We start from the raw sequence: 18,850 nt of genomic DNA, 5'->3' as shown, positions 1-18,850 counted from the left end.
CGGTTCTCCCTGTCAGGCAGCTCGGAGAACACTAGACCTCGACGCCACCGGAGTCAAGGGCGGGACTGGCGGCCGACGGAACGGGCAGGTCGGCCGGTAGGTGAAATGCCAGTACGGCCACGTCGTCGTCATGGTCGGAGGTAACACCCATGGCCCGCAGCAGGCGCGCGCAGACGACCTCGGGCTCGCCGACAGCTCCGCTGAGGGTGCGGGCCAGTTGGTCGAGGCCCTGGTCGATGTCCTCGTCGCGGCGTTCGACCAGACCGTCGGTGTAGAGGACTCCGGTGGTGCCGGGGAGCAGGCGCAGGGTGTGGGAGAGGTGTGTGCCGCCACCGGTGCCGAGGGGCGGCCCGTTCTGTTCCTCGCCGCGTAGGACGGTGCCGTCGGGGCAGCGGAGCAGGAGCGGGAGGTGGCCGGCCGAGGCGTAGTGGAGGGTGCCGGGGGTCGGGTCCCAGATCGCGTAGGTGCAGGTGGCGATCTGGTTGGCGTCGATCTCCATGGCGAGGCCGTCGAGCAGGTGCATGACCTCGTGCGGCGGCAGGTCCAGCCGGGCGTACGCGCGGACCGCTGTCCGAAGCTGGCCCATTACGGCGGCGGCGCGCAGACCGCGTCCCATCACGTCGCCGATCACCAGGGCGGTCCGGCCGCCGCCGAGACCGATGACGTCGTACCAGTCGCCGCCGACGGCGGCTTCGGCGCCACCCGGCTGGTAGGTGGCGGCCACTCGCAGGTCGGCGGGCTGTTCGAGTTTCTGCGGGAGCAGGCTGCGCTGCAGCGTGACGGCCGCCTCGCGCTGGCGGCGCTCGGCCTCGCGGAGCCGGGTGGCGGCCTGGACCTGGTCCGTGACCTCGGAGGCGAAGATCAGGACGGCGGCCGGGTCCAGCCCCTTGGCGGCAGCCGAACGCCCGGCGGACCGGCCGACGGACCTGCCGGAGGAGGAGGGCTCGGCGCCGAGCGGCACGCAGGAGACGTTGTAGTAGCGGGTGCCGCCGAGGCCGAGGATGCAGCGTGCCTTGACGCTGCGCGGGCGGCCGCTGCGGATGACCTGGTCGAGGAGGGGCAGCACGCCGAGTGCGGCGAGTTCCGGCAGGGCCTCCGAGGCGGGGAGGCCGTTGGTGCGTTCGCCGAACAGTTCGCGGTAGGCGTGGTTGGCGTACCCGAGCTGGTGCAGCGGGCCGTAGGTGACCGCGACCGGTGCGGGGAGGCGGCGGAGGACGTCCCGGAGGTCGTACAGCTCGTGGAGGTCGCACAGGTCGAGCAGGGCGGGCGCGGCCGTGTGGTCGCGCGGGCCCGGGAGGGTGACGGGTTCTCCGGGTGCGGCGGGGGGAGCGGCTCGCCATGCGGCTCCGGTGAGCCTGGCGCTCCAGCGCATGAGGTTCAAAGGACGGCCGCTTCCTCGGTCAAATTACAGGTACTCAATCACACCTTGTATGCATCTTTGCACGCGCCGTGATGATCCGGTCGGCCCTGATCCTGTCAGGGCCGGGCCCTGTTCCGGAAGTACCTGGTCCGCTACGGTCCGCCGTCCGGCGGCTCGGGTCAGGTTCGGGTCAGATTCGAGTCACTGCGGCGGGAAGCCCGCCTCGAACTCCGAGCGCGGGTGTTCGACCGCGCCCAGCGACACCACCTCGCGGTTGAACAGGCCCGCCAGCACCCAGTCGGCCAGCACCCGGACCCGGCGGTCGAAGCTAGGGAGCCGCCGCAGGTGGCGGGCCCGGTGCAGCCACCAGGCGCGGCGTCCGGTGAGCTGTCCGCCGCTCCTGGTGTGGGCGACACCCCGGCGCAGTCCGAGCGAGGTCGAGCAGTCCAGACGTTCGGGGCGGTACGGGGTCTGCGGGCGGGAGTCGAGGGCGGCGGCCAGGTTCTCGGCCAGCAGCCGGGCCTGCGCCAGGGCGTGCTGGGCGTTCGGCGCGCAGTAAGCGGTGGCGGCAGTGAGTGCGGCTGGGTCGGGTACGGCGGCGCAGTCGCCGGCCGCCCAGACGCCGGGCAGCGGGTCGCCGTCCGGGCCGAGCACCTGCAGGGTGGGCAGGCAGCGGACCCGGCCGGTCACGTCGAGCGGGAGGTCGGTGTCGCGGAGCAGCGGCGCCGGGCGGACGCCCGCCGTCCAGACCAGGGTGCGGGCGGCGAAGCGGCTGCCGTCCGAGAGCACCATGACCTGGTCGACCGCCGAGTCGAGCGTGGTGCTCAGACGGACGTCGACGCTGCGGTCGCGCAGCTCGGCCAGGGTGTGGGCGGCGAGTTCGGGGGACTCCTCGGGCAGGATGCGGCCGGTGGCCTCGACGAGCACCCAACGGAGGTCCTCGGCGGTCAGGTTGTGGTAGCCCTTGGCCGCGTACCGGGCCATGTCCTCCAGTTCGGCGAGCGCGCCGACGCCCGCGTAGCCGGCGCCGACGAAGACGAAGGTGAGCGCGGACTGACGGAGCGCCGGGTCCCGGGTGGAGGAGGCGAGGTCCAGCTGCTCGAGGACGTGGTTGCGCAGGGCGACCGCCTCGCCGACGCTGCCGAAGCCCATGCCGTGCTCGGCGAGGCCGGGGATCGGGGCGGTACGGGAGACCGAGCCGGGGGCCACCACCAGCAGGTCGTACGGGAGTTCGGTGGGCACACCGCGCTCACCGCGCGGGGCGGCGTCCACCCAGACCCGGCGGGTGGCGTGCTCGATCCGGGTGACCCTGGCGGTCATCACCCGGCAGTCGGGCAGCACCCGGCGCAGCGGGACGACCACGTGCCGGGGGTCGATGGACCCGGCGGCGACTTCGGCGAGCAGCGGGTGGTACGTCAGGTACGGCTGCGGCTCGACCACGGTGATCTCGGCCTGACCTGCTCGTAGCCGGGGTCGCAGAGTCTGCTGGAGACGCAGCGCGGCGGACATTCCGGCGCAGCCGCCGCCGACGATCAGGATCCTGATGGGGGTTCCCCCTGTCGATGTGACCTGGTTCACGCCTCCATGACGCCCTGCCGGGGGGCTTCTTGTCCACAGGGCGTACCGGATCCGGCCGCGCGGATCTGATCCAGAGGCGCCCGGATTTTCGGTTGTGGTGGGGTTTCGGTCCACTTCTGCCGCGAACTTCCTTGAACTATGGTCGGATTGTGGGCCGGGACCGAACGAACCGGCTGCGGCCCACTGCGGATTCCGACTGCGCCGGGGCGAACCGGGGAAGGTTGGTCCACGAAGGCCGCCCGGCTGGGCGGCCGTACCACGCACCGGGGGGTGCGAAGTGGCCAGGCAGGGACGCCCTCGCGGGCTCCTGCGGGGGAGGTTGGGGATGACGGATCAGGATCAGGTACTGGGGCTCTCGCTGCCGATCGAGCAGAGCGCCGGGAGCCACGGAGTGGTGCCCGAGCAACGCGGCCCGGCGGACCGCCCGTTGTACGGCGAACAGACCTACAAGGGTGAACGGGCTTTCGGTGAGCGGGTGTCCGGACCTGGCCAGGCGGCGACCGGCCCCGGCGGGGCGGCACTCAGTGGGGCCGGGGAGGCTCCGCTCGGCTCCGGGTCGGGCCGGCTGCGGGTGGATGCGCGGCGGAACCTGGAGAGCGTGCTGCGGGCCGCCCGCCAGGTGTTCGGCGAACTCGGTTACGACGCGCCGATGGAGGAGGTGGCCCGTCGGGCGGGTGTCGGGGTGGGCACCGTTTACCGCCGCTTCCCCAGCAAGGAGGTGCTGGTCCAGCGGATCGCGGCCGAGGAGGTCGCGTGGCTGACGACGCAGGCCCGGGAGTCCCTCTACGGGGGCGCGGGACCCTGGGACGCGCTGGCGGACTACCTGGCCCGGGCGGTCGCTTCGGGCGCCGGACGGCTGCTGCCGCCGTCCGCCTTCCGGTACGCGGAGGAACTCGGGACAGCCGCTGACCTGCTGCTTCCGGAGCAGCAGCTCGCGGAGCAGCACCGGCTCGGCGGCGACCGGTACACGTCCGACGACGCCGATCCGCGGCTGCTGCTACACCTGTTGGCGGCGCTGGTCGCGCGGGCCGGGGCGGCCGGCGAACTCCGCCCGGGGGTGACGGTGTCGGACGTGGTGCTGGTGCTGACCGCCGCCGTTCCGGTGCACGTACGGCAGTCACAGTCCGCCGACGGGCCCGACGACGAGCGGGGACACGGCGGCGGGAACAGCGACGGGAACGGTGACGGCGGGTCGGCCTGGTCCCCCGCTCCGGGTCAACCGCACGACGCTCCGGCCGAGCGGTTACTGCGGATTCTGCTGAATGGGCTGCGATCCCGCTGAAATCAAGGTAGTTCTGGGTCGAACGCACCCGCGACGGCTCGCACGGAAGAGTGGGCCGGGGCCGCTCCGGCTACCGGTCGAAGCTCCGCTATGCCATTCTTTGGCCGTGGTTGGAGCCATTGTCCTGTTGCGCGCCGTTCGCCCGTCTGCCGCACCGGGCGCGGGTGCCGCCTGGCGCGCGGACGGTGCGTGCGGCCACGCAGCGGACCGTGCCGAGTGCTGGGGGCCGTGTTGAGCGCCGAGGAGCAGAACGACTGCGGCTACGGCCGGGACCTGCCCGGCCAGGTGCCGGACCAGGCCGGTGCCCCCCTGCGGGAGTCGCTCGCCGGCCGGGTCCCCGGTCAGGCCCCGGCCGGGCAGGGCGGGGTGACGCCGGAGGCGTTCGTCACCAGTGACCCGGGCCGCGAGTCGACGCGTGATCCCCGCCGCGATCAGGGTTTTGATCCCACCCGTGGGGCCGGACGCGATCCGGCTCGTGCCGGTGCGGGGTCCGAGGACAGCCTGCCGCACGCGATGGTGCCGGCTCCGGCCGATCCGGTGGACGGCGAACGGCCGCCTTCGGACGCCGAGTTGGCCGCGCTGGTGCGGGCCGGTGACGACGGCGCGTACGAGGAGATCTACCGGCGGCACACCGACTCGGTGCGCCGCTACGCCCGGACGTGCTGCCGCGACAGCTTCACCGCCGAGGACCTGGCGGGCGAGGTCTTCGCCCGGACGCTCCAGGCGCTACGGGTGGGCAAGGGGCCGGAGTTCGCGGTCCGCGCGTACCTGCTGACAGCCGTACGCAACGTCGCCGCCGCCTGGGCCCGCAGCGAGCGGCGGGAGCAACTGGTGGACGACTTCGGCGCGTTCGCCCAGACCTCGGCCGCCACCACCGCACTGGACCTGGCCGACCCGGGTGCGGACACCTGGGCGATGGCGATGGCGGACCAGCGGATGGTGATGCAGGCCTTCGTCGAACTGCCCGAGGACGACCGGATGGTGCTCTGGCACACCGAGGTCGAGCGGGAGTCGCCGAAGACGGTCGCGGTGATGCTCGGCAAGACCGCGAACGCGACGGCCGTCCAGGCGCACCGCGCGCGTGACCGGCTGGCCGCCGGGTTCCTGCAGGCCCACGTGTCGGGCAGCCAGGACCAGGACTGCGCGGCGTACGCCAACCGGCTCGGCGCGTACGCCCGGGGGTCGCTGCGCAAGCGCGCCTCGGCGGAGGTGGGCAGGCACGTCCAGGAGTGCGACCGCTGCACGGCGGCCTACCTGGAACTGACCGAGATCAACACCGGCCTGCGGGCCCTGCTGCCGGGCGGCGTGCTGGTCTGGATCGGCACCGGGTACTTCACGGCGGCGGCCGCCGCGGTCGGTGTGGGCGCGGTCGGCGTGGGCGCCGTGGCCGGTGGTGCTGCGGCGGGTGGTGCGACGGCCGGCGGTGCAGCGGCCGGTGGTGCAGCGGCCGGGTCCGCCGGTGGCGGCAGCGGCGGGGGTGCGGGCGCGGTGGCCGGCGAGGGGCTGGGCACGGCGGCCAAGGCGGGCATCGTGGCCGGTGTCGCGGTGGCTGCGGCCGCCGCCGTCGCGTACGCGTTCACCGGTGCGCCGGAGCCGAAGCAGCCGGTGGCCGCCCCTGCGGTCTCCTCACCCGCGCTGCCCCCGCCGGTGGCTCCCGCGCCCGCAGCGCCGTCACCTTCGCCTTCGGTGTCGCCGTCGGAGGCACCGGCTCCCGCGCCGACGCCGCGCCCGCCGTCACCTTCGCCGTCGCCCCGGCCGAACCGGGCAGCTGTGCCCTCCCCCACCCCGACGCCGCCGGTGGAGACCCCGACACCCGAGCCGCCGACACCCCCTGTGCCCGCCCCACCGGCGCCACCCACGCCGATCCCGGTCCCGGTCCCCACCATCACGCCGCCCGTCCCGCCGACTCCCCCACCGCCGGTGGTCTCGCCGACCGACTTCTGGGTGGACAACCTGCCGTTCGGCCAGGGCTCCAACCGGGTACCCCCGACCGGGCCGACCATCCGGCGGGACAGCGGCTGGCTGTGGCAGCGCGACGGGCTGTGGCTGAACGGCGAGTACCACCGGCACGGACTGGGCGTTCGCGCGCCGTCGACGGTGACCATCGACCTGAACCGGCCCTGCACGTCGTTCCAGGCGGTCACCGGACTGGACGACTTCAGCCTGCGGGTCGGGGACGTGGCCTTCAGCGTCCAGGGCGGCGACGGCCGGACCCTGTGGAGTTCGGGCGAGGTCCGGCCGGGCGACAGCCCGCTGCCCGTCCAGGTACCCCTGGACGGGCAGCAGTCGATCCGGCTGGTCGTCACTCCGGCGGGCGGCAGCTGGGGGCTGATCAACCTCGCCGACTGGGCCGACGCCCGCTTCGTCTGCTGACCGGTCTGCTGACTGCTCTGCCGCTTCGTCTGCTGAGGCGGCGGGCGGCGCGGGCGGGCGGGCGGGCAGGGGCGTCAGATCGTGCAGCTGCCGTCCGCGCAGGCGTGCCCGTCGGCGTCGGTGGCGGCCGGGGCCGTGCCCGTCTCGGCCGCCACCTGCTCCAGGACGCGCAGGAAGGACTCCGCCTCCTGGCCGCCCTGGACCGCCCACTTGCCCTCGAAGACGAAGGTCGGCACCGCGCTGATGCCGAGCTCGCGTGCCTCGGCGAGCTGGGCGCGGACCTCGGCCACGCCCTCCTCGCCTGCGAGGTAGGCCGCCACCCGGTCCCGGTCCAGCCCGGCGGCGACGGCGACCTCGGTGAGCTGCTCACGGTCGCCGACGTCCACGCCGTCGCTGAAGTGCGCCTTCAGCAACCGCTCCTTCAGCTCGCCCTGGGCCGCCGCACCGTACTCGGTCTCGGCGAGGTGCAGCAGGCGGTGCCCGAGGAAGGTGTTGGCGTGCAGCGCCGCGTCGAAGTCGTACTCGATGCCCTCGGCCTTGCCGAGTTCGGCGACCCGGGCGTCCATCGCGACGGACTGCGGCCCGTAGCGCTCGGCCAGCCAGGCGCGGTGCGGGGTCGCCGTCTCCGGGGCGTCGGGGACCAGCTGGTACGGCCGGTAGACCACCTCGACGCCGTCCTTCCCCGCGAAGCGGTCGAGCGCCTGCTCGAAGCGGTGCTTGCCTATGTAGCACCACGGGCATGCGATGTCCGAGTAGATCTCGACCTTCATGACGGCTGACTCCTGTCCGGGGGGGCGTGGCTGGTCCGAAAGGGTGAACCGTCAACGATCTGCGGAAATTCCTCTATGTCGCGTTATGTCGCATGCACGGATCGTCGCGCGCCGACCGTCGGCCCGCTGGGCCTGCTGGGCCTACTGGCGCCGCGCCGGCGGTGCCGGGACGATCAGGACCGGGCAGGCCGAGTGGTGCACCGCGGCCGAGCTGACCGAGCCGAGCAGCAGCCGGGTGAAGCCGCCGTTGCCACGGGCGCCGACCACCAGGGTGTGCTGGCCGGTCGTACAGGACAGCAGGACCTCGATCACGTTGCCCAGCACCACGTGCAGCGCCAGCTCACCCTGGTACGGCTCGGTGCGCGCGGCCTGCACGGTGGCGACGGCCCGCCGCAGGCCGTCGGCCATGCTGTCGACCAGCCGTTCGATGCTCTCCCGGACCAGCTCGGCCATCCCCGGCGGGTAGCCGGTCGGGGACGGGTTGACCACCGCCAGGACGTACAGCGGCAGGGCGAACAGCTGGGCCTCCGTCATCGCCCGGTCGAGTGCCCAGAGCGAGCCGTCCGAGCCGTCGCAGGCGGCCAGGACTCCGGGCGGGGCGGCGGCGGGCGGCTCGCCGAGCACCGGGAGGGGATCGGTCACGAGGGCCTCCTCTGGGCAGGTCCACTTCATCATGATCGAACGTCAGCCCGGACGCCCGGCAGCCGGTAGGCGCTCAGGTCGGACGCCCGGCGGCGGTAGGCACTCAGGCCGGTAGGCGCTCAGGCCCGGACGCGCTCAGGCCGGGCGGGCCAGGGCCCGGCGCTCGGGCAGCGGCAGCCCCGTCCAGCAGGAGCCGTGCCGGCGGGCCCGCACCCGGCGGAGCCACAGTTCGGTGGAGACCAGCTCGGCCAGCCCCGCGAGGGTGCCCGGCGGGAGGTCCGCCCGGGGGTCGGCGGCGCGTACGAGTGCCGCCCGGACGGCCGGCAGGTCGATCAGGCCCGCCTCCGCCAGCAGCGGTTCGCGGAACAGCTCGGCCAGCCCGTCGGCGGCCAGTCGCAGGCCCGTCCGGGCGGCAGCGGCCCGGTCGGGGCGTGGGCCACGGCCCCAGTCGGCGGGCAGGTCGCTGCGGCCCGCGCCGGTGAGCACCGCCCGCAGCAGGGCGTGCCGGGCGCCGGGCTGGAGCCGGATCTCGTCCGGCAGCAGCCCGGCCGCCCGGACCACCTGGTTGTCGAGGAACGGCGCGTGCAGCCGCTGGCCGTACTGCTCGGTGGCCTGCACCAGCGTGCGGTACTCGGCGGCGCGCCGGTGCAGGGCGAGCCTTGCCTGGCGGGCGCCCGGGGGTTCGGTCGGCGCGAGCCCACGGGCGGCCAGCCGGAGCCGGAGGGCGACGGCGGAGAGCGCGTCGTCGGAGAGCCAGCGGGCGGCCGGGCCCGGCACGCACCAGGCCAGGGCGGCGGCCGAGCTCTCGCCCGCCGCGCCCGTCCGGTACTGACGCACCGTCAGCTTCACGGCGGCGTCGTCGAGTGCTTCCGGATAGCGGGCCCTGGCCAGCCGGTTGGCCGCCCGCAGCATCGCGACCGGGGTGCGCAGGCCGGTGCCGCCCGCCGCCCGGTCGGCACCGGCCAGTGCCACCACGGGCGGCAGCAGCTCGCGGGACCTGCCGCCCCTGATCAGGTCCGCGAGCCGGGCGGGGTGACCGTCGAGCACCTGGCGGGCGCCGTAACCGGTGAGGTGGTCGGCGCCGCCGGCGCTGAAGCGGGTGCCGATCCGGGCGGTCGAGACCAGGACGGGGCCGGGTTCGTCGGTGAGCGGGCCCTGCGGCAACTCGGGGAGCGGGTCGGCCAGTTCGGCGTACGGGAGGGTGGGCGGGAGCACGATGTGCCGCAGCCTGGGCACCTCGACGGCGAGTGCGCTGCCACTCGCCTCGCCGACCGTCACGGCGGTGAGCGCGTCGGACCCGCCGGGCGGCGGCGGGCGGGTCGCCCCCGGTGGGCCGGAGCGCTCGGCGCTGGTTCGCTCGGCACTGGTTCGCTCGGCGCCCGGTCGGGCCCAGGAGCCCTTCACCGCGCCCGTCCTGGGCCGCTCGGCGTCCTCGGCCGGGTACGCACCCGGCTCCGGGCCGGGCGCGGGGGCCGGGGACGGGGCCGGGGGGCCGATCGGGACGGCGGCGGCGAGCAGCGCGACGGTCGCCGAGGCGGTGCCGTACGAGAGGTCCACGCCGAGCCTGGGACGGTCGGAGGCCACCGCCGAGGTGCGGACCCGGCAGCGGACCGACTCCAGCAGCGCGCGGGTGAGTTCGCGCACCGCCGGCGCCTCCGCGCGCCGCCCCGGCGCGCCCCCCTGCTCGTACGGCGGCTCGTACGGCTCGGCGTAGGGGCGCCCACCCCGGATTGCGAGCACGTGTCCGGGCAGTACGCGCCGTACGCCCAGGAAGGGGGTGCCGGTGCCGAGCGCCTCCGGCGATTCGGGGCAGGCCAGCCGGGCGGCGAGGTGGCCGGTGTCGAGCGGGGCGCCGATCAGGTCCGCGAGCGGGAGGGCGGCCGTGGCGTACGCCGTACCGCCCGTCCAGGGGGTGTGGAAGACCGGCAGTGCGCCCGCCAGGTCGGTGAGCAGCAGGGTGCTGCGGGTACCGGAGCGCAGGACCACGGTGTAGCTGCCGGGCCAGCGGGTGAGGTGCCGGACGGCGCCGCCGCGCGCCGCCGCGAGACCGGCGACGAGTTCGGCGTCGGAGGCTCCGCAGCGGCCGAGGACGGCGAGGCGGGTGGTGGCGGGGGTGTCGTGCGTGGTGTCGTGCGCTGGGGCGTGCACCGGGGCGTGCGCTCCAGCGTGAGCGGTGTTGCGCGCGCCGGGGGTGTGGCGGGTGGTGACGGGGCCGGTCAGGTCCGTCGGTCCGGTCGATCCGCCGAGTCCGGTGGTCACGACGGCGGGCACGCCGGGCCTGAGGGTGACCAGGCGGATCTCGTCGGGGCGCCAGTCGCCCACCGCCCAGAGCGGGTTGGGCCCGCTCCAGAGGACCGTCCCGGCCAGTGGCCGGACGGCGCTCGGCGCCCGGTACGTACCCGCCGCCGCCCCCGCACCCGCTCCGGACGCGCCCCCGCTCCAGCCCGTGAGCCACCGCATCGCGCCTCCACCTGACGAGGATCCGGGCGCGCCGTACCGCTGCCGTACCGCGTCGGGCGGTGGCGCACCGTCAGGAGACATCGTGCCACCGGATGTGCCCACGGTGACCCCAGCGCCTGGATGTGTACCCGTGCCGGGCCCCAACCGCGCCGGGCGGGAGTGACGACGGTTCGGGGCGGACCGGGCCTCCCCCTCCGTGGCCCGGGCCGCCCCCGGCGCTTCGCCAGGCCGCCATGCCGCCGTGTCATGGACATCCACAGATGGCCGAAAGGCGTTGCACTGCCCGGGAGGGCATCCGCATGCCCTCCCGGACCCACCGCCGCCCGCGGGGATGGAGGCAGCGGTGTCCCCCGGCCCGCCGGGTCCTCGACGGCGGGCCGACCCACAGCGTCCAGCGAATCGCCCACCTGCCGCTCGGACCAGGGGGCACGGCCGGGCGCACATCGGCACGGGACCGGAGCACGCCCGTCCGGCGAGCGGGCGCGGGCCTGCTGCGGACCGTGCGCCGGCCGTCCCGTTCACACCCCGGCCGGGCACGGGTTCCCGCCAACCGGAATGCGAGCCCTTAACCGTCGGAACGCGGCCGACTACTCTAGGTGCAGCAGCATGGAGGCTCCACACCGCGCCCTCTGCTGACGCCGCCGTCCGCGCAACTCCGCAGCAGCAACCGGACGTCGGCAGGACACCGCAGGACGCCGAAGGACAACGCAGGACAACGCAGGACACCGCCAGGGGGTGCCGCCGCCACCATGACCGTCAGCTCACGAGGGCCGAACGACCGGCTCGGTACGCTCCTCACCCTCGCCCAGATCAGCAACGCCGGCCTCGCCCGCCGGGTCAACGACCTCGGTTCGCAGCGCGGACTGACGCTTCGCTACGACAAGACCTCGGTGGCCCGCTGGGTCAGCAAGGGCATGATCCCGCAGGGCCCGGTGCCGCACCTGATCGCGACGGCGATCGGCAGCAAGCTGGGCCGGCCGGTTCCGCTGGACGAGATCGGGCTCGGCGACACCGACCCGACGCCCGAACTCGGCCTGGCATTCCCGCGCGAGGTGCCGGAGGCGGTGCGGTCGGCGACCGATCTGTGGCGGGTCGACCTGGAGCTGCGGCGCGGGCCGGGCGGCGGTCGGTGGAGCGACAGCCTGGCGGGCACGTTCGCGGTGTCCGCGTACGCGACGCCGGTCTCGCGCTGGCTGATCACCCCCGCCGACGGCTCCGTGGCCCGCGAGGCGGAGGCGCCCGACCTCACCGGCTACCGGGTGGGCCACTCGGACGCCGCCAAACTCCGCGAGGCGGCCCAGGAGGCCCGCCGCTGGGACTCCAAGTACGGCGGCGGCGACTGGCGTTCCTCGATGGTGCCGGAGTGCCTGCGGGTGGAGGCCGCACCGCTGCTGCTGGCCTCGTACAGCGACGCGGTGGGCCGCGCACTGTTCGGGGCCACGGCCGAACTCACCCGGCTCGCCGGGTGGATGGCCTTCGACACCGGGCAGCACGAGGCCGCGCAGCGGTACTACATCCAGGCGCTGCGACTGGCCCGGGCAGCGGCCGACGTGCCGCTGGGCGGCTACGTACTGGCCTCGATGAGCCTGCAGGCCAGCTACCGGGGCTTCGCGGAGGAGGCGGTGGACCTCGCGCAGGCCGCGTTGGAGCGCAATCGCAGCCTGGCGACGACCCGGACGATGAGCTTCTTCCACCTGGTGGAGGCACGGGCCCAGGCCAAGGCGCACAACGCTCCGGCGTGTGCGGCGGCGCTCAACGCAGCGGAGGGCGCGCTGGAGCGGGCACGCGCCGGGGATCACGATCCGGCGTGGATCGACTTCTACGCCTACGACCGCCTGGCCGCCGACGCGGCGGAGTGCTTCCGCGACCTCGGCGTGCCGTCCAAGGTGCGGGCCTTCACGCGGGAGGCGCTGGCGCGGCCGACCGAGGGCTTCGTCCGCTCGCACGGGCTGCGGCTGGTGGTCTCCGCGATGGCCGAGGCGGAGGCCGGCGACCTGGAGGCCGCCGTGGCGGCCGGCGAGCGCGCCGTCGACGTGGCCGGCCGGATCTCCTCGCAGCGCAGCCGCGACTACGTGCTGGAGCTGCTGCGGCGCCTGGAGCCGTACCAGGACGAACGCCGGGTACGGGAGTTGACCGAACGGGCCCGGCTGGTGCTGGTCGCGCCGGCCTGAGCCGGGGCGTGGACGGACCGTAATTCGGATGCGGGTACGAGCGCGGGCGGGATACGGTTCTTCTTGTCCAGGTGCGCAGGCAGAGGTTACTTCCACTGTTAATGGGCAGGTCGCGGGTTCAAATCCCGTCACCGACTTAAGGTCGGTGTAGCTCAGTTGGGAGAGCGGCTTCGTCACCTCAGCCGCTTCTGTTCTCTGGACACCAAATTCTGAATAGATCTGCCGCACCTCCCGGTGCGTCGGCAGCGGTTACTTCTCTGGTGAAACGTCCCCCATGGGGGCGTGCGGTTCGAACCCGCGCAAACACCGCCGCCACACTTGATCTCGGGAGGCACAGCGCCGGGGTGCCCGGTGCGCAGGCAATGGCTACTTCCAGTGGAGTGCCCTCCGGGGTGCGTCGAAGCCGTAATGCCACCGCCGCTCTCCGAACTCGGGCACCCCTGTTCTGCCATGCCTCCCTCTTCTGGACCATTTCTGAACCATCCAGCAGGGGGCTGCACCATGTCGCGATTCAACATCCGCCGGACCAAGGCCGGTCCGGTCTCGCCCGTGACCAGCACCGGGCAGCAGACCGCCAACCACGAGGGCGGCACCGGCTTCCTCCGCGACGCGAAGTCCGAACTCTTCCTGCTGGCAGTCACCAATCTCGTCGGCCAGGACACCTTCTACGAGAAGGGCGGCGAGCGCGACGACCGCTTCACCGCGCTGGTCCGCGAACTCGCCGTCAGCGACCCGCAGTGGACGCTCGGGTTGCTCCGCTGGCTGCGCTACGGCGCCTTCATGCGGACCGCCTCCCTGGTCGGCGCGGCCGAGTTCACCCGCGCCCGGCTGGACGCGAACGCGCCCGGCTACTCCCGGCAGGTGGTCGACGCCGTGCTCCAGCGCCCGGACGAGCCGGGCGAGTTGCTCGCGTACTGGACCTCCCGGTACGGCCGCGCGCTGCCGAAGCCGCTCAAGCGCGGCGTCGCCGACGCCGTCCGGCGGCTCTACAACGGGCGGGCGCTGCTCAAGTACGACACCGCCTCCAAGGGCTACCGCTTCGGCGACGTACTCGAACTGACCCACCCCGCCCCGCACCCCGAAAAGCCCTGGCAGGGTGCCCTGTTCAAGTACGCACTGGACCGTCGCCACCACCCGGACGACGCCGTTCCGCCGGCCGTCGACCGGCTGCTGACGGCCAACCGCGAGCTGCTCACCCTGCCCGTCGAGCAGCGCCGCGCCGTGGTCACCGGCCCCGGCGGCGCCGACCGGCTGGCCGCCGCCGGGATGACCTGGGAGGCACTTGCCGGTTGGCTGCAGGGCCCGTTGGACGCACCGGTCTGGGAGGCGGTCATCCCGTCGATGGGCTCGATGGCGCTGGTCCGGAACCTGCGCAACTTCGACCAGGCCGGGGTCTCGGACGAGGTCGCCGCCGAGGTGGCGCGCCGGATCAGCAACCCGGCGGAGGTAAAGCGGTCCCGGCAGTTCCCGTTCCGCTACCTGGCCGCCCACCGCCACGCGCCGTCACTGCGCTGGGGGCACCCGCTGGAGCTCGCACTCCGGCACTCGCTCGCCAACGTGCCTTCGCTGCCCGGCCGTACGCTGATCCTGGTCGACCGGTCGGGTTCGATGTTCGACCGGCCGAGCGCGCAGACCGACCTCAACCGGGCCGACTCGGCGGCTGTCTTCGGCACCGCCCTGAAGATCCGGGCCGCCGACGCCGACCTGGTCCAGTTCGGCACCGGCAGCTACGGCATCGAGGTCGGCAAGGGCGAGCCCGTGCTCAAGGTGCTGAAGCGTTTCGGCAACCTCGGCGGCACCGACACCGCGAAGGCCGTGCGTACCCACTACCAGGGCCACGACCGGGTGGTGATCGTCACCGACGAGCAGGCACACCAGAGTTGGGGAGGCGACCCGCTCGCCGAGATCCCGGCGAACGTACCGGTCTACACCTGGAACCTCGCCGGCTACCGGACCGGCCACGCCCCGTCCGGCGGCGCGTACCGCCACACCTTCGGCGGGCTCACCGACGCCGCCTTCCGGCTGATCCCGCTGCTCGAGGCGGGCCGGGACGCCGCCTGGCCCTGGGAGTAGCCCCCTCGACCCGCACCGGCCACCATGCCACTATCTCCAGGCCGGACATCGTGGCGGCGGGTGCGGACCGACGGAAGAGGCAGTGGTGGCTTACGACTTCGACGTGCTGGTGGTGGGCGGCGGGATCGTCGGCCTGTCCACGGCGTACGCGCTGACCCTCGCCCGGCCCGGGTTGCGGGTGGCGGTGGTGGAGAAGGAGCAGACCTTCGCCGCGCACCAGACCGGCCGCAACAGCGGCGTCATCCACAGCGGTGTGTACTACCGCCCGGGTTCGCTGAAGGCCCGCTACGCCACCACCGGCGCGGCCGAGATGGTCGAGTTCTGCCGCGAGTACGGCATCCCGTACGAGGTGACGGGCAAGCTGATCGTCGCGACCGAACGCGACGAACTGCCGCGCCTGCACGCGCTGGCGCAGCGCGGCCGGGAGAACGGCATCCCGGTGACCAAGCTGGTCGCAGCCCGGATCGCCGACTACGAGCCCGAGGTGACCGGCCTGGCCGGGCTGCACATCGGCTCCACCGGCATCTGCGACTTCCCCGCCGTCGCCCGCACGTACGCGAGGCTCGCCGAGCAGGCCGGCGCGGTGCTGCACACCGGCACCGAGCTGCGCGGGGTCACCCGGCGGGCGGACGGCGTCACGGTGCAGATCAGCACCGGCGAGCTGCGCTGCGGGGTGCTGGTCAACTGCGCGGGCCTGCACAGCGACCGGGTCGCCCGGCTGGCCGGCGGTGACCCCGGCGTGCGGATCATCCCGTTCCGGGGGGAGTACTACGAGCTCACCAAGGAGAAGCGGGATCTGGTCCGGGGGCTGGTCTACCCCGTGCCGGACCCGGCGTTCCCGTTCCTCGGCGTGCACCTCACCCGGGGTGTGCACGGCGACGTCCACGTCGGCCCGAACGCCGTCCCCGCCCTGGCCCGGGAGGGGTACGACTGGCGGACCGTACGGCCGCGCGACCTCGCCGAGACGGTGAGCTTCCCCGGCACCTGGCAGATCGCCCGACGGCACTGGCGCTACGAGGTGGGCGAGTTGCACCGTTCGCTGTCCAAGCGGGCGTTCACCACGGCGGTGCGGCGGCTGCTGCCCGCCGTGACGGCCGCCGACCTGGTACCGGCCACGGCAGGCGTCCGGGCACAGGCGGTCGCCCGGGACGGCTCGCTGCTGGACGACTTCGCCTTCGCGGGCTTCGATCCTGACGATCCGTCATCCGTGCGCCGGGTGGTGCACGTGTTGAACGCGCCGTCCCCGGCGGCCACCGCCTCGCTGCCGATCGGACGGGAGGTGGCCCGCCGGGCACTCGCCGCCCTCGCGGCGGGCGGCTGAGCGGGGGTGTGAGCGGGGGTGTGAGGTATCCGTCACGCCCCTACGGGCACTGCCGCACGCCCCCGTAGAATGGGGCGATTGTGACTGCCACCGCCCCCAGCCCCCAGCCCTCCCCGTCCGCCCGGCTCTCCGCCGCCCCGGCCGGGTATCCCGCTCCGATGTACCCGCACCGGGCCACCGAGGCCCAGCACAGCGAGCGCCGGATCCGCAGCTTCCAGCCCCGCCGGGGCCGGATGACCAACGCCCAGGCCGGTGCGCTGGACCGGGGCTGGGAGCAGTACGGGCTGGCCATCGACGGCAGCCCGCTCGACCTGAAGACCCTCTTCGACGGCCGCCCGGTCACCCTGGAGATCGGCTTCGGGATGGGCGAGACGACGGCCACGATGGCCGCCGCCGACCCGGAGACGGGCATCCTGGCCGCCGACGTGCACACCCCCGGCCACGGCAACCTGCTCCAGCTGCTCGAGCGCGACGACTCGCGCAACGTCCGGCTCGCCGCCGGTGACGCCGTGATCCTGCTCCGCGACATGCTGCCCGACGCCTCGCTGGCCGGCCTGCGGGTGTACTTCGCCGACCCGTGGCCCAAGCCCAAGCACCACAAGCGCCGCCTGATCCAGCCGTCCTTCCTGGAGCTGGTGCTCCCCCGGCTCGCCTCCGGCGCGCTGGTGCACTGCGCGACCGACTGGGAGCCGTACGCCGAGCAGATGCTCGACGTCCTCTCCGCCTCGCCCGAGCTGGAGAACCTGCACCCCGAGGGCGACGGCACCGGCTGGCTCGAACCGGCCGACCGCCCCGCCGCCAGCGTCCCCGGCTACGCGCCCCGGCCCGACTGGCGGCCGGTCACCAAGTTCGAGCGGGCCGGGATAGCCAAGGGGCACGTGGTCCACGACCTGCTGTTCCGCCGCCGCTGAGCCCCTGCGGGGAACCCTTTCCCAACGGCAACCATCTCAGGGACACAAGGAACGGCGCGCAACCGTGCACCTTCGTAGGGGGCTGGTCGCGCAGTTCCTCGCGCCCCTGAGGTGGTGCATGGTGCGGATCTGATCAAGTATCACCAGGTGTGACAATCTGCGCACGTATCGTGCCAGAGGGCTCCCCCGGACCGGGTAGGTCCCCTACGCTTTGCGGGTGAGCAGTCCGTCCAGCGGCAGCCCACCCATGGAGGCCGCCGCTGCCGCCGCAGACCCGCCCACGCGCGCCGCCGACGCCCGGCTGATCCCGGAGCCGCGAGTGCGTCGGGCGGGTCTGCCGCTGCCCCGGCCTCCGTACCCGGGCCTGGACAACCTGGTCCGCCGGGCCGCCCGGCTGCGTTACCCGGCGATCTCCTCCGTACTGGCCGGGTTCACCCTGGCAGGCTGCGCCGCGTTGATCCTGCAACTCGTCCAACGGCAGACCGGCACCACCGGGCTGCTGGTCGGGATGGGCCTGGCGATGCTGCCGCTGCCGTTCGTACTCGGCGCGCTGGCCTGGCTCAACCAGACCGCGCGGGTGCCGCTGCGACACACCCTGTTCTGCCTGGCCTGGGGCGCCTTCGCCGCGACCACCGTGGCAATCATGGCCAACGGCTGGGCCAGCGACTTCCTGATCACCCACCAGGGCAGCACCCGGGGCGGGACGCTCGGGGCCGAGTTCGCGACACCGCTGATCGAGGAGACCGCCAAGGGCGCCGCGCTGCTCCTGCTCGTGCTCCCGGTCCGCCGCCGGCTCCGCTGCCGGGCCGAACGCACCTGCGCCGTCCTGGCCCGGCGCGCCCCCGGCCCGCTGCGCCGCTCCGCACGCCGCCTGCGCCGGCCGCACCCGTTGCGCGCGCGGCTGCGCCCGCTCCCGTACTTCCGCCCCCGCCCCCGCACCCGGACGCGCGCCCGCTCCAACCCACGCACCCTGGCCGCCGGGACGGTCCTCGGCGGGGTCACCGCCTGCGGCTTCGCCTTCACCGAGAACGCCCTCTACCTGGGCCGCGCCTTCACCGACGACCAGCAGACCCGGCTGGACAGCATCGGCCTGGGCGCCGCCCCCAGCCTGCGGGACTACGACAGCACCGTGCACACCTTCGTCCTGCGCGGACTGCTCTCCCCCTTCGCCCACCCGCTCTTCACCGCCCTGACCGGCTTGGGCCTCGCGATCAGCCTCACCACCGCCCGCCGCTGGCTGGCCCGGCTGGCCGCGCCAGTCGGGCTGCTGCTGTCGATGGCCCTGCACGGCACCTGGAACGCCGCCGCCGGACTCGGCACCCACGGCTTCCTGCTGGTGTACGGGCTGCTGATGGTGCCCTGCTTCGCCGCCCTGGTCTGTTTCAGCGTCTGGGCCAGGGCCCGAACGGTCCGGCACCTCTTACGCAGGAAGTGATTTCCCTTCTGAACAACTCTCCCGTAGTGTTGGGTTTACCGACGCGGGGTGGAGCAGCTCGGTAGCTCGCTGGGCTCATAACCCAGAGGTCGCAGGTTCAAATCCTGTCCCCGCTACTCTGTAGCAACAGCAAGGCCCGGCAGACTCGTCTGCCGGGCCTTCTGCTTTTCCTCCGAACTGCCGAAAATCCGTTGCCCCGGCCGCAGGGCGGTGTCTATGGTGGCAGCACACTGAAAGGAGGTGATCCTGAGTTGAGTACTTTCAGGATGTGTGAGGTGGCTGCTCGCTAGAGCCGCCCCTGCCTGTGCAGAGATGAGGCCCTACGGCCTCCGGCTCAGGCGATTTCAAAGCAGTCACCCGGCCCGTGAGCTCACCGGAACATCCCCGGTGCCTCGACCGCCGGCCCTGTGCACGGGGCCGGTGACGAGGAGCAGCCCACGGGCCGTCTGCGTTTCCGCCGCACGTTTCTCCCGG

10 protein-coding genes, 1 tRNA gene and 2 pseudogenes are annotated in these 18,850 nt (G+C 73.9%); 8 read left to right on the top strand and 5 right to left on the bottom strand.

Translation table 11 applies throughout. The features are described 5' to 3' along the window. Nucleotides 1–109: 109 nt before the first annotated feature. Both P3T29_RS22185 and P3T29_RS22180 read right to left on the bottom strand, forming a co-directional pair. A pseudogene (locus P3T29_RS22185) lies at nucleotides 110–1,381 on the bottom strand (SpoIIE family protein phosphatase); the annotation flags it as partial. Between the two features lie 180 nt (nucleotides 1,382–1,561). Further along, entirely contained in the window at nucleotides 1,562–2,938 is a 1,377-nt protein-coding gene (locus tag P3T29_RS22180; protein WP_280718312.1) for an FAD-dependent oxidoreductase, read from the bottom strand. A gap of 325 nt (nucleotides 2,939–3,263) precedes the next feature. Here P3T29_RS22180 and P3T29_RS22175 point away from each other — a divergent pair, with 325 nt between their 5' ends. Next, nucleotides 3,264–4,220 carry a helix-turn-helix domain-containing protein gene (locus tag P3T29_RS22175; RefSeq protein ID WP_280718311.1) on the top strand — a complete coding sequence of 319 codons (957 nt, stop codon included), beginning with the start codon at nucleotides 3,264–3,266 and terminating at the stop codon, nucleotides 4,218–4,220. Nucleotides 4,221–4,451: 231 nt separating this feature from the next. Further along, entirely contained in the window at nucleotides 4,452–6,593 is a 2,142-nt protein-coding gene (locus tag P3T29_RS22170; RefSeq protein ID WP_280718310.1) for a sigma-70 family RNA polymerase sigma factor, read from the top strand. Nucleotides 6,594–6,667: 74 nt separating this feature from the next. Here P3T29_RS22170 and P3T29_RS22165 read toward each other — a convergent pair. The 3 genes and pseudogenes from P3T29_RS22165 to P3T29_RS22155 form a co-directional block, all read right to left on the bottom strand. Further along, nucleotides 6,668–7,369: pseudogene (locus P3T29_RS22165) on the bottom strand (DsbA family oxidoreductase); the annotation flags it as partial. Nucleotides 7,370–7,504: 135 nt separating this feature from the next. Beyond that, a complete protein-coding gene (locus tag P3T29_RS22160; RefSeq protein ID WP_280718309.1) occupies nucleotides 7,505–8,005 on the bottom strand; it encodes a universal stress protein in 501 nt (166 codons plus the stop codon). Nucleotides 8,006–8,140: 135 nt separating this feature from the next. Beyond that, nucleotides 8,141–10,465, bottom strand: a complete 2,325-nt coding sequence (locus P3T29_RS22155) for an asparagine synthase-related protein (protein WP_280718308.1) — start codon at nucleotides 10,463–10,465, stop codon at nucleotides 8,141–8,143. 749 nt (nucleotides 10,466–11,214) lie between these two features. Here P3T29_RS22155 and P3T29_RS22150 point away from each other — a divergent pair. From P3T29_RS22150 to P3T29_RS22125, 6 genes are all read left to right on the top strand, one after another. Beyond that, entirely contained in the window at nucleotides 11,215–12,636 is a 1,422-nt protein-coding gene (locus tag P3T29_RS22150) for an MFS transporter (RefSeq protein ID WP_280718307.1), read from the top strand. Nucleotides 12,637–13,137: 501 nt separating this feature from the next. After that, the gene (locus P3T29_RS22145; protein ID WP_280718306.1) at nucleotides 13,138–14,709 is read left to right on the top strand and encodes a TROVE domain-containing protein; all 1,572 of its coding nucleotides are present in this window, start codon (nucleotides 13,138–13,140) and stop codon (nucleotides 14,707–14,709) included. An 85-nt stretch (nucleotides 14,710–14,794) separates the two neighbouring features. Then, nucleotides 14,795–16,030 carry an L-2-hydroxyglutarate oxidase gene (gene lhgO / locus P3T29_RS22140; protein ID WP_280718305.1) on the top strand — a complete coding sequence of 412 codons (1,236 nt, stop codon included), beginning with the start codon at nucleotides 14,795–14,797 and terminating at the stop codon, nucleotides 16,028–16,030. 80 nt (nucleotides 16,031–16,110) lie between these two features. Next, nucleotides 16,111–16,941, top strand: a complete 831-nt coding sequence (trmB, locus tag P3T29_RS22135) for a tRNA (guanosine(46)-N7)-methyltransferase TrmB (protein ID WP_280718304.1) — start codon at nucleotides 16,111–16,113, stop codon at nucleotides 16,939–16,941. A 217-nt stretch (nucleotides 16,942–17,158) separates the two neighbouring features. Next, on the top strand, nucleotides 17,159–18,376 hold the full coding sequence (locus tag P3T29_RS22130; RefSeq protein WP_280718303.1) for a PrsW family intramembrane metalloprotease: 1,218 nt from the start codon (nucleotides 17,159–17,161) through the stop codon (nucleotides 18,374–18,376). Nucleotides 18,377–18,418: 42 nt separating this feature from the next. Beyond that, nucleotides 18,419–18,492: transfer RNA gene (locus tag P3T29_RS22125), tRNA-Met, on the top strand. The last annotated feature ends 358 nt before the right edge of the window (nucleotides 18,493–18,850 follow it).

The sequence above is a fragment of the Kitasatospora sp. MAP5-34 genome (assembly GCF_029894335.1).
Classification (GTDB): domain Bacteria; phylum Actinomycetota; class Actinomycetes; order Streptomycetales; family Streptomycetaceae; genus Kitasatospora.
Note: the sequence above shows the minus strand (reverse complement) of the source record. Positions and strands in the feature narration are given on the sequence as shown.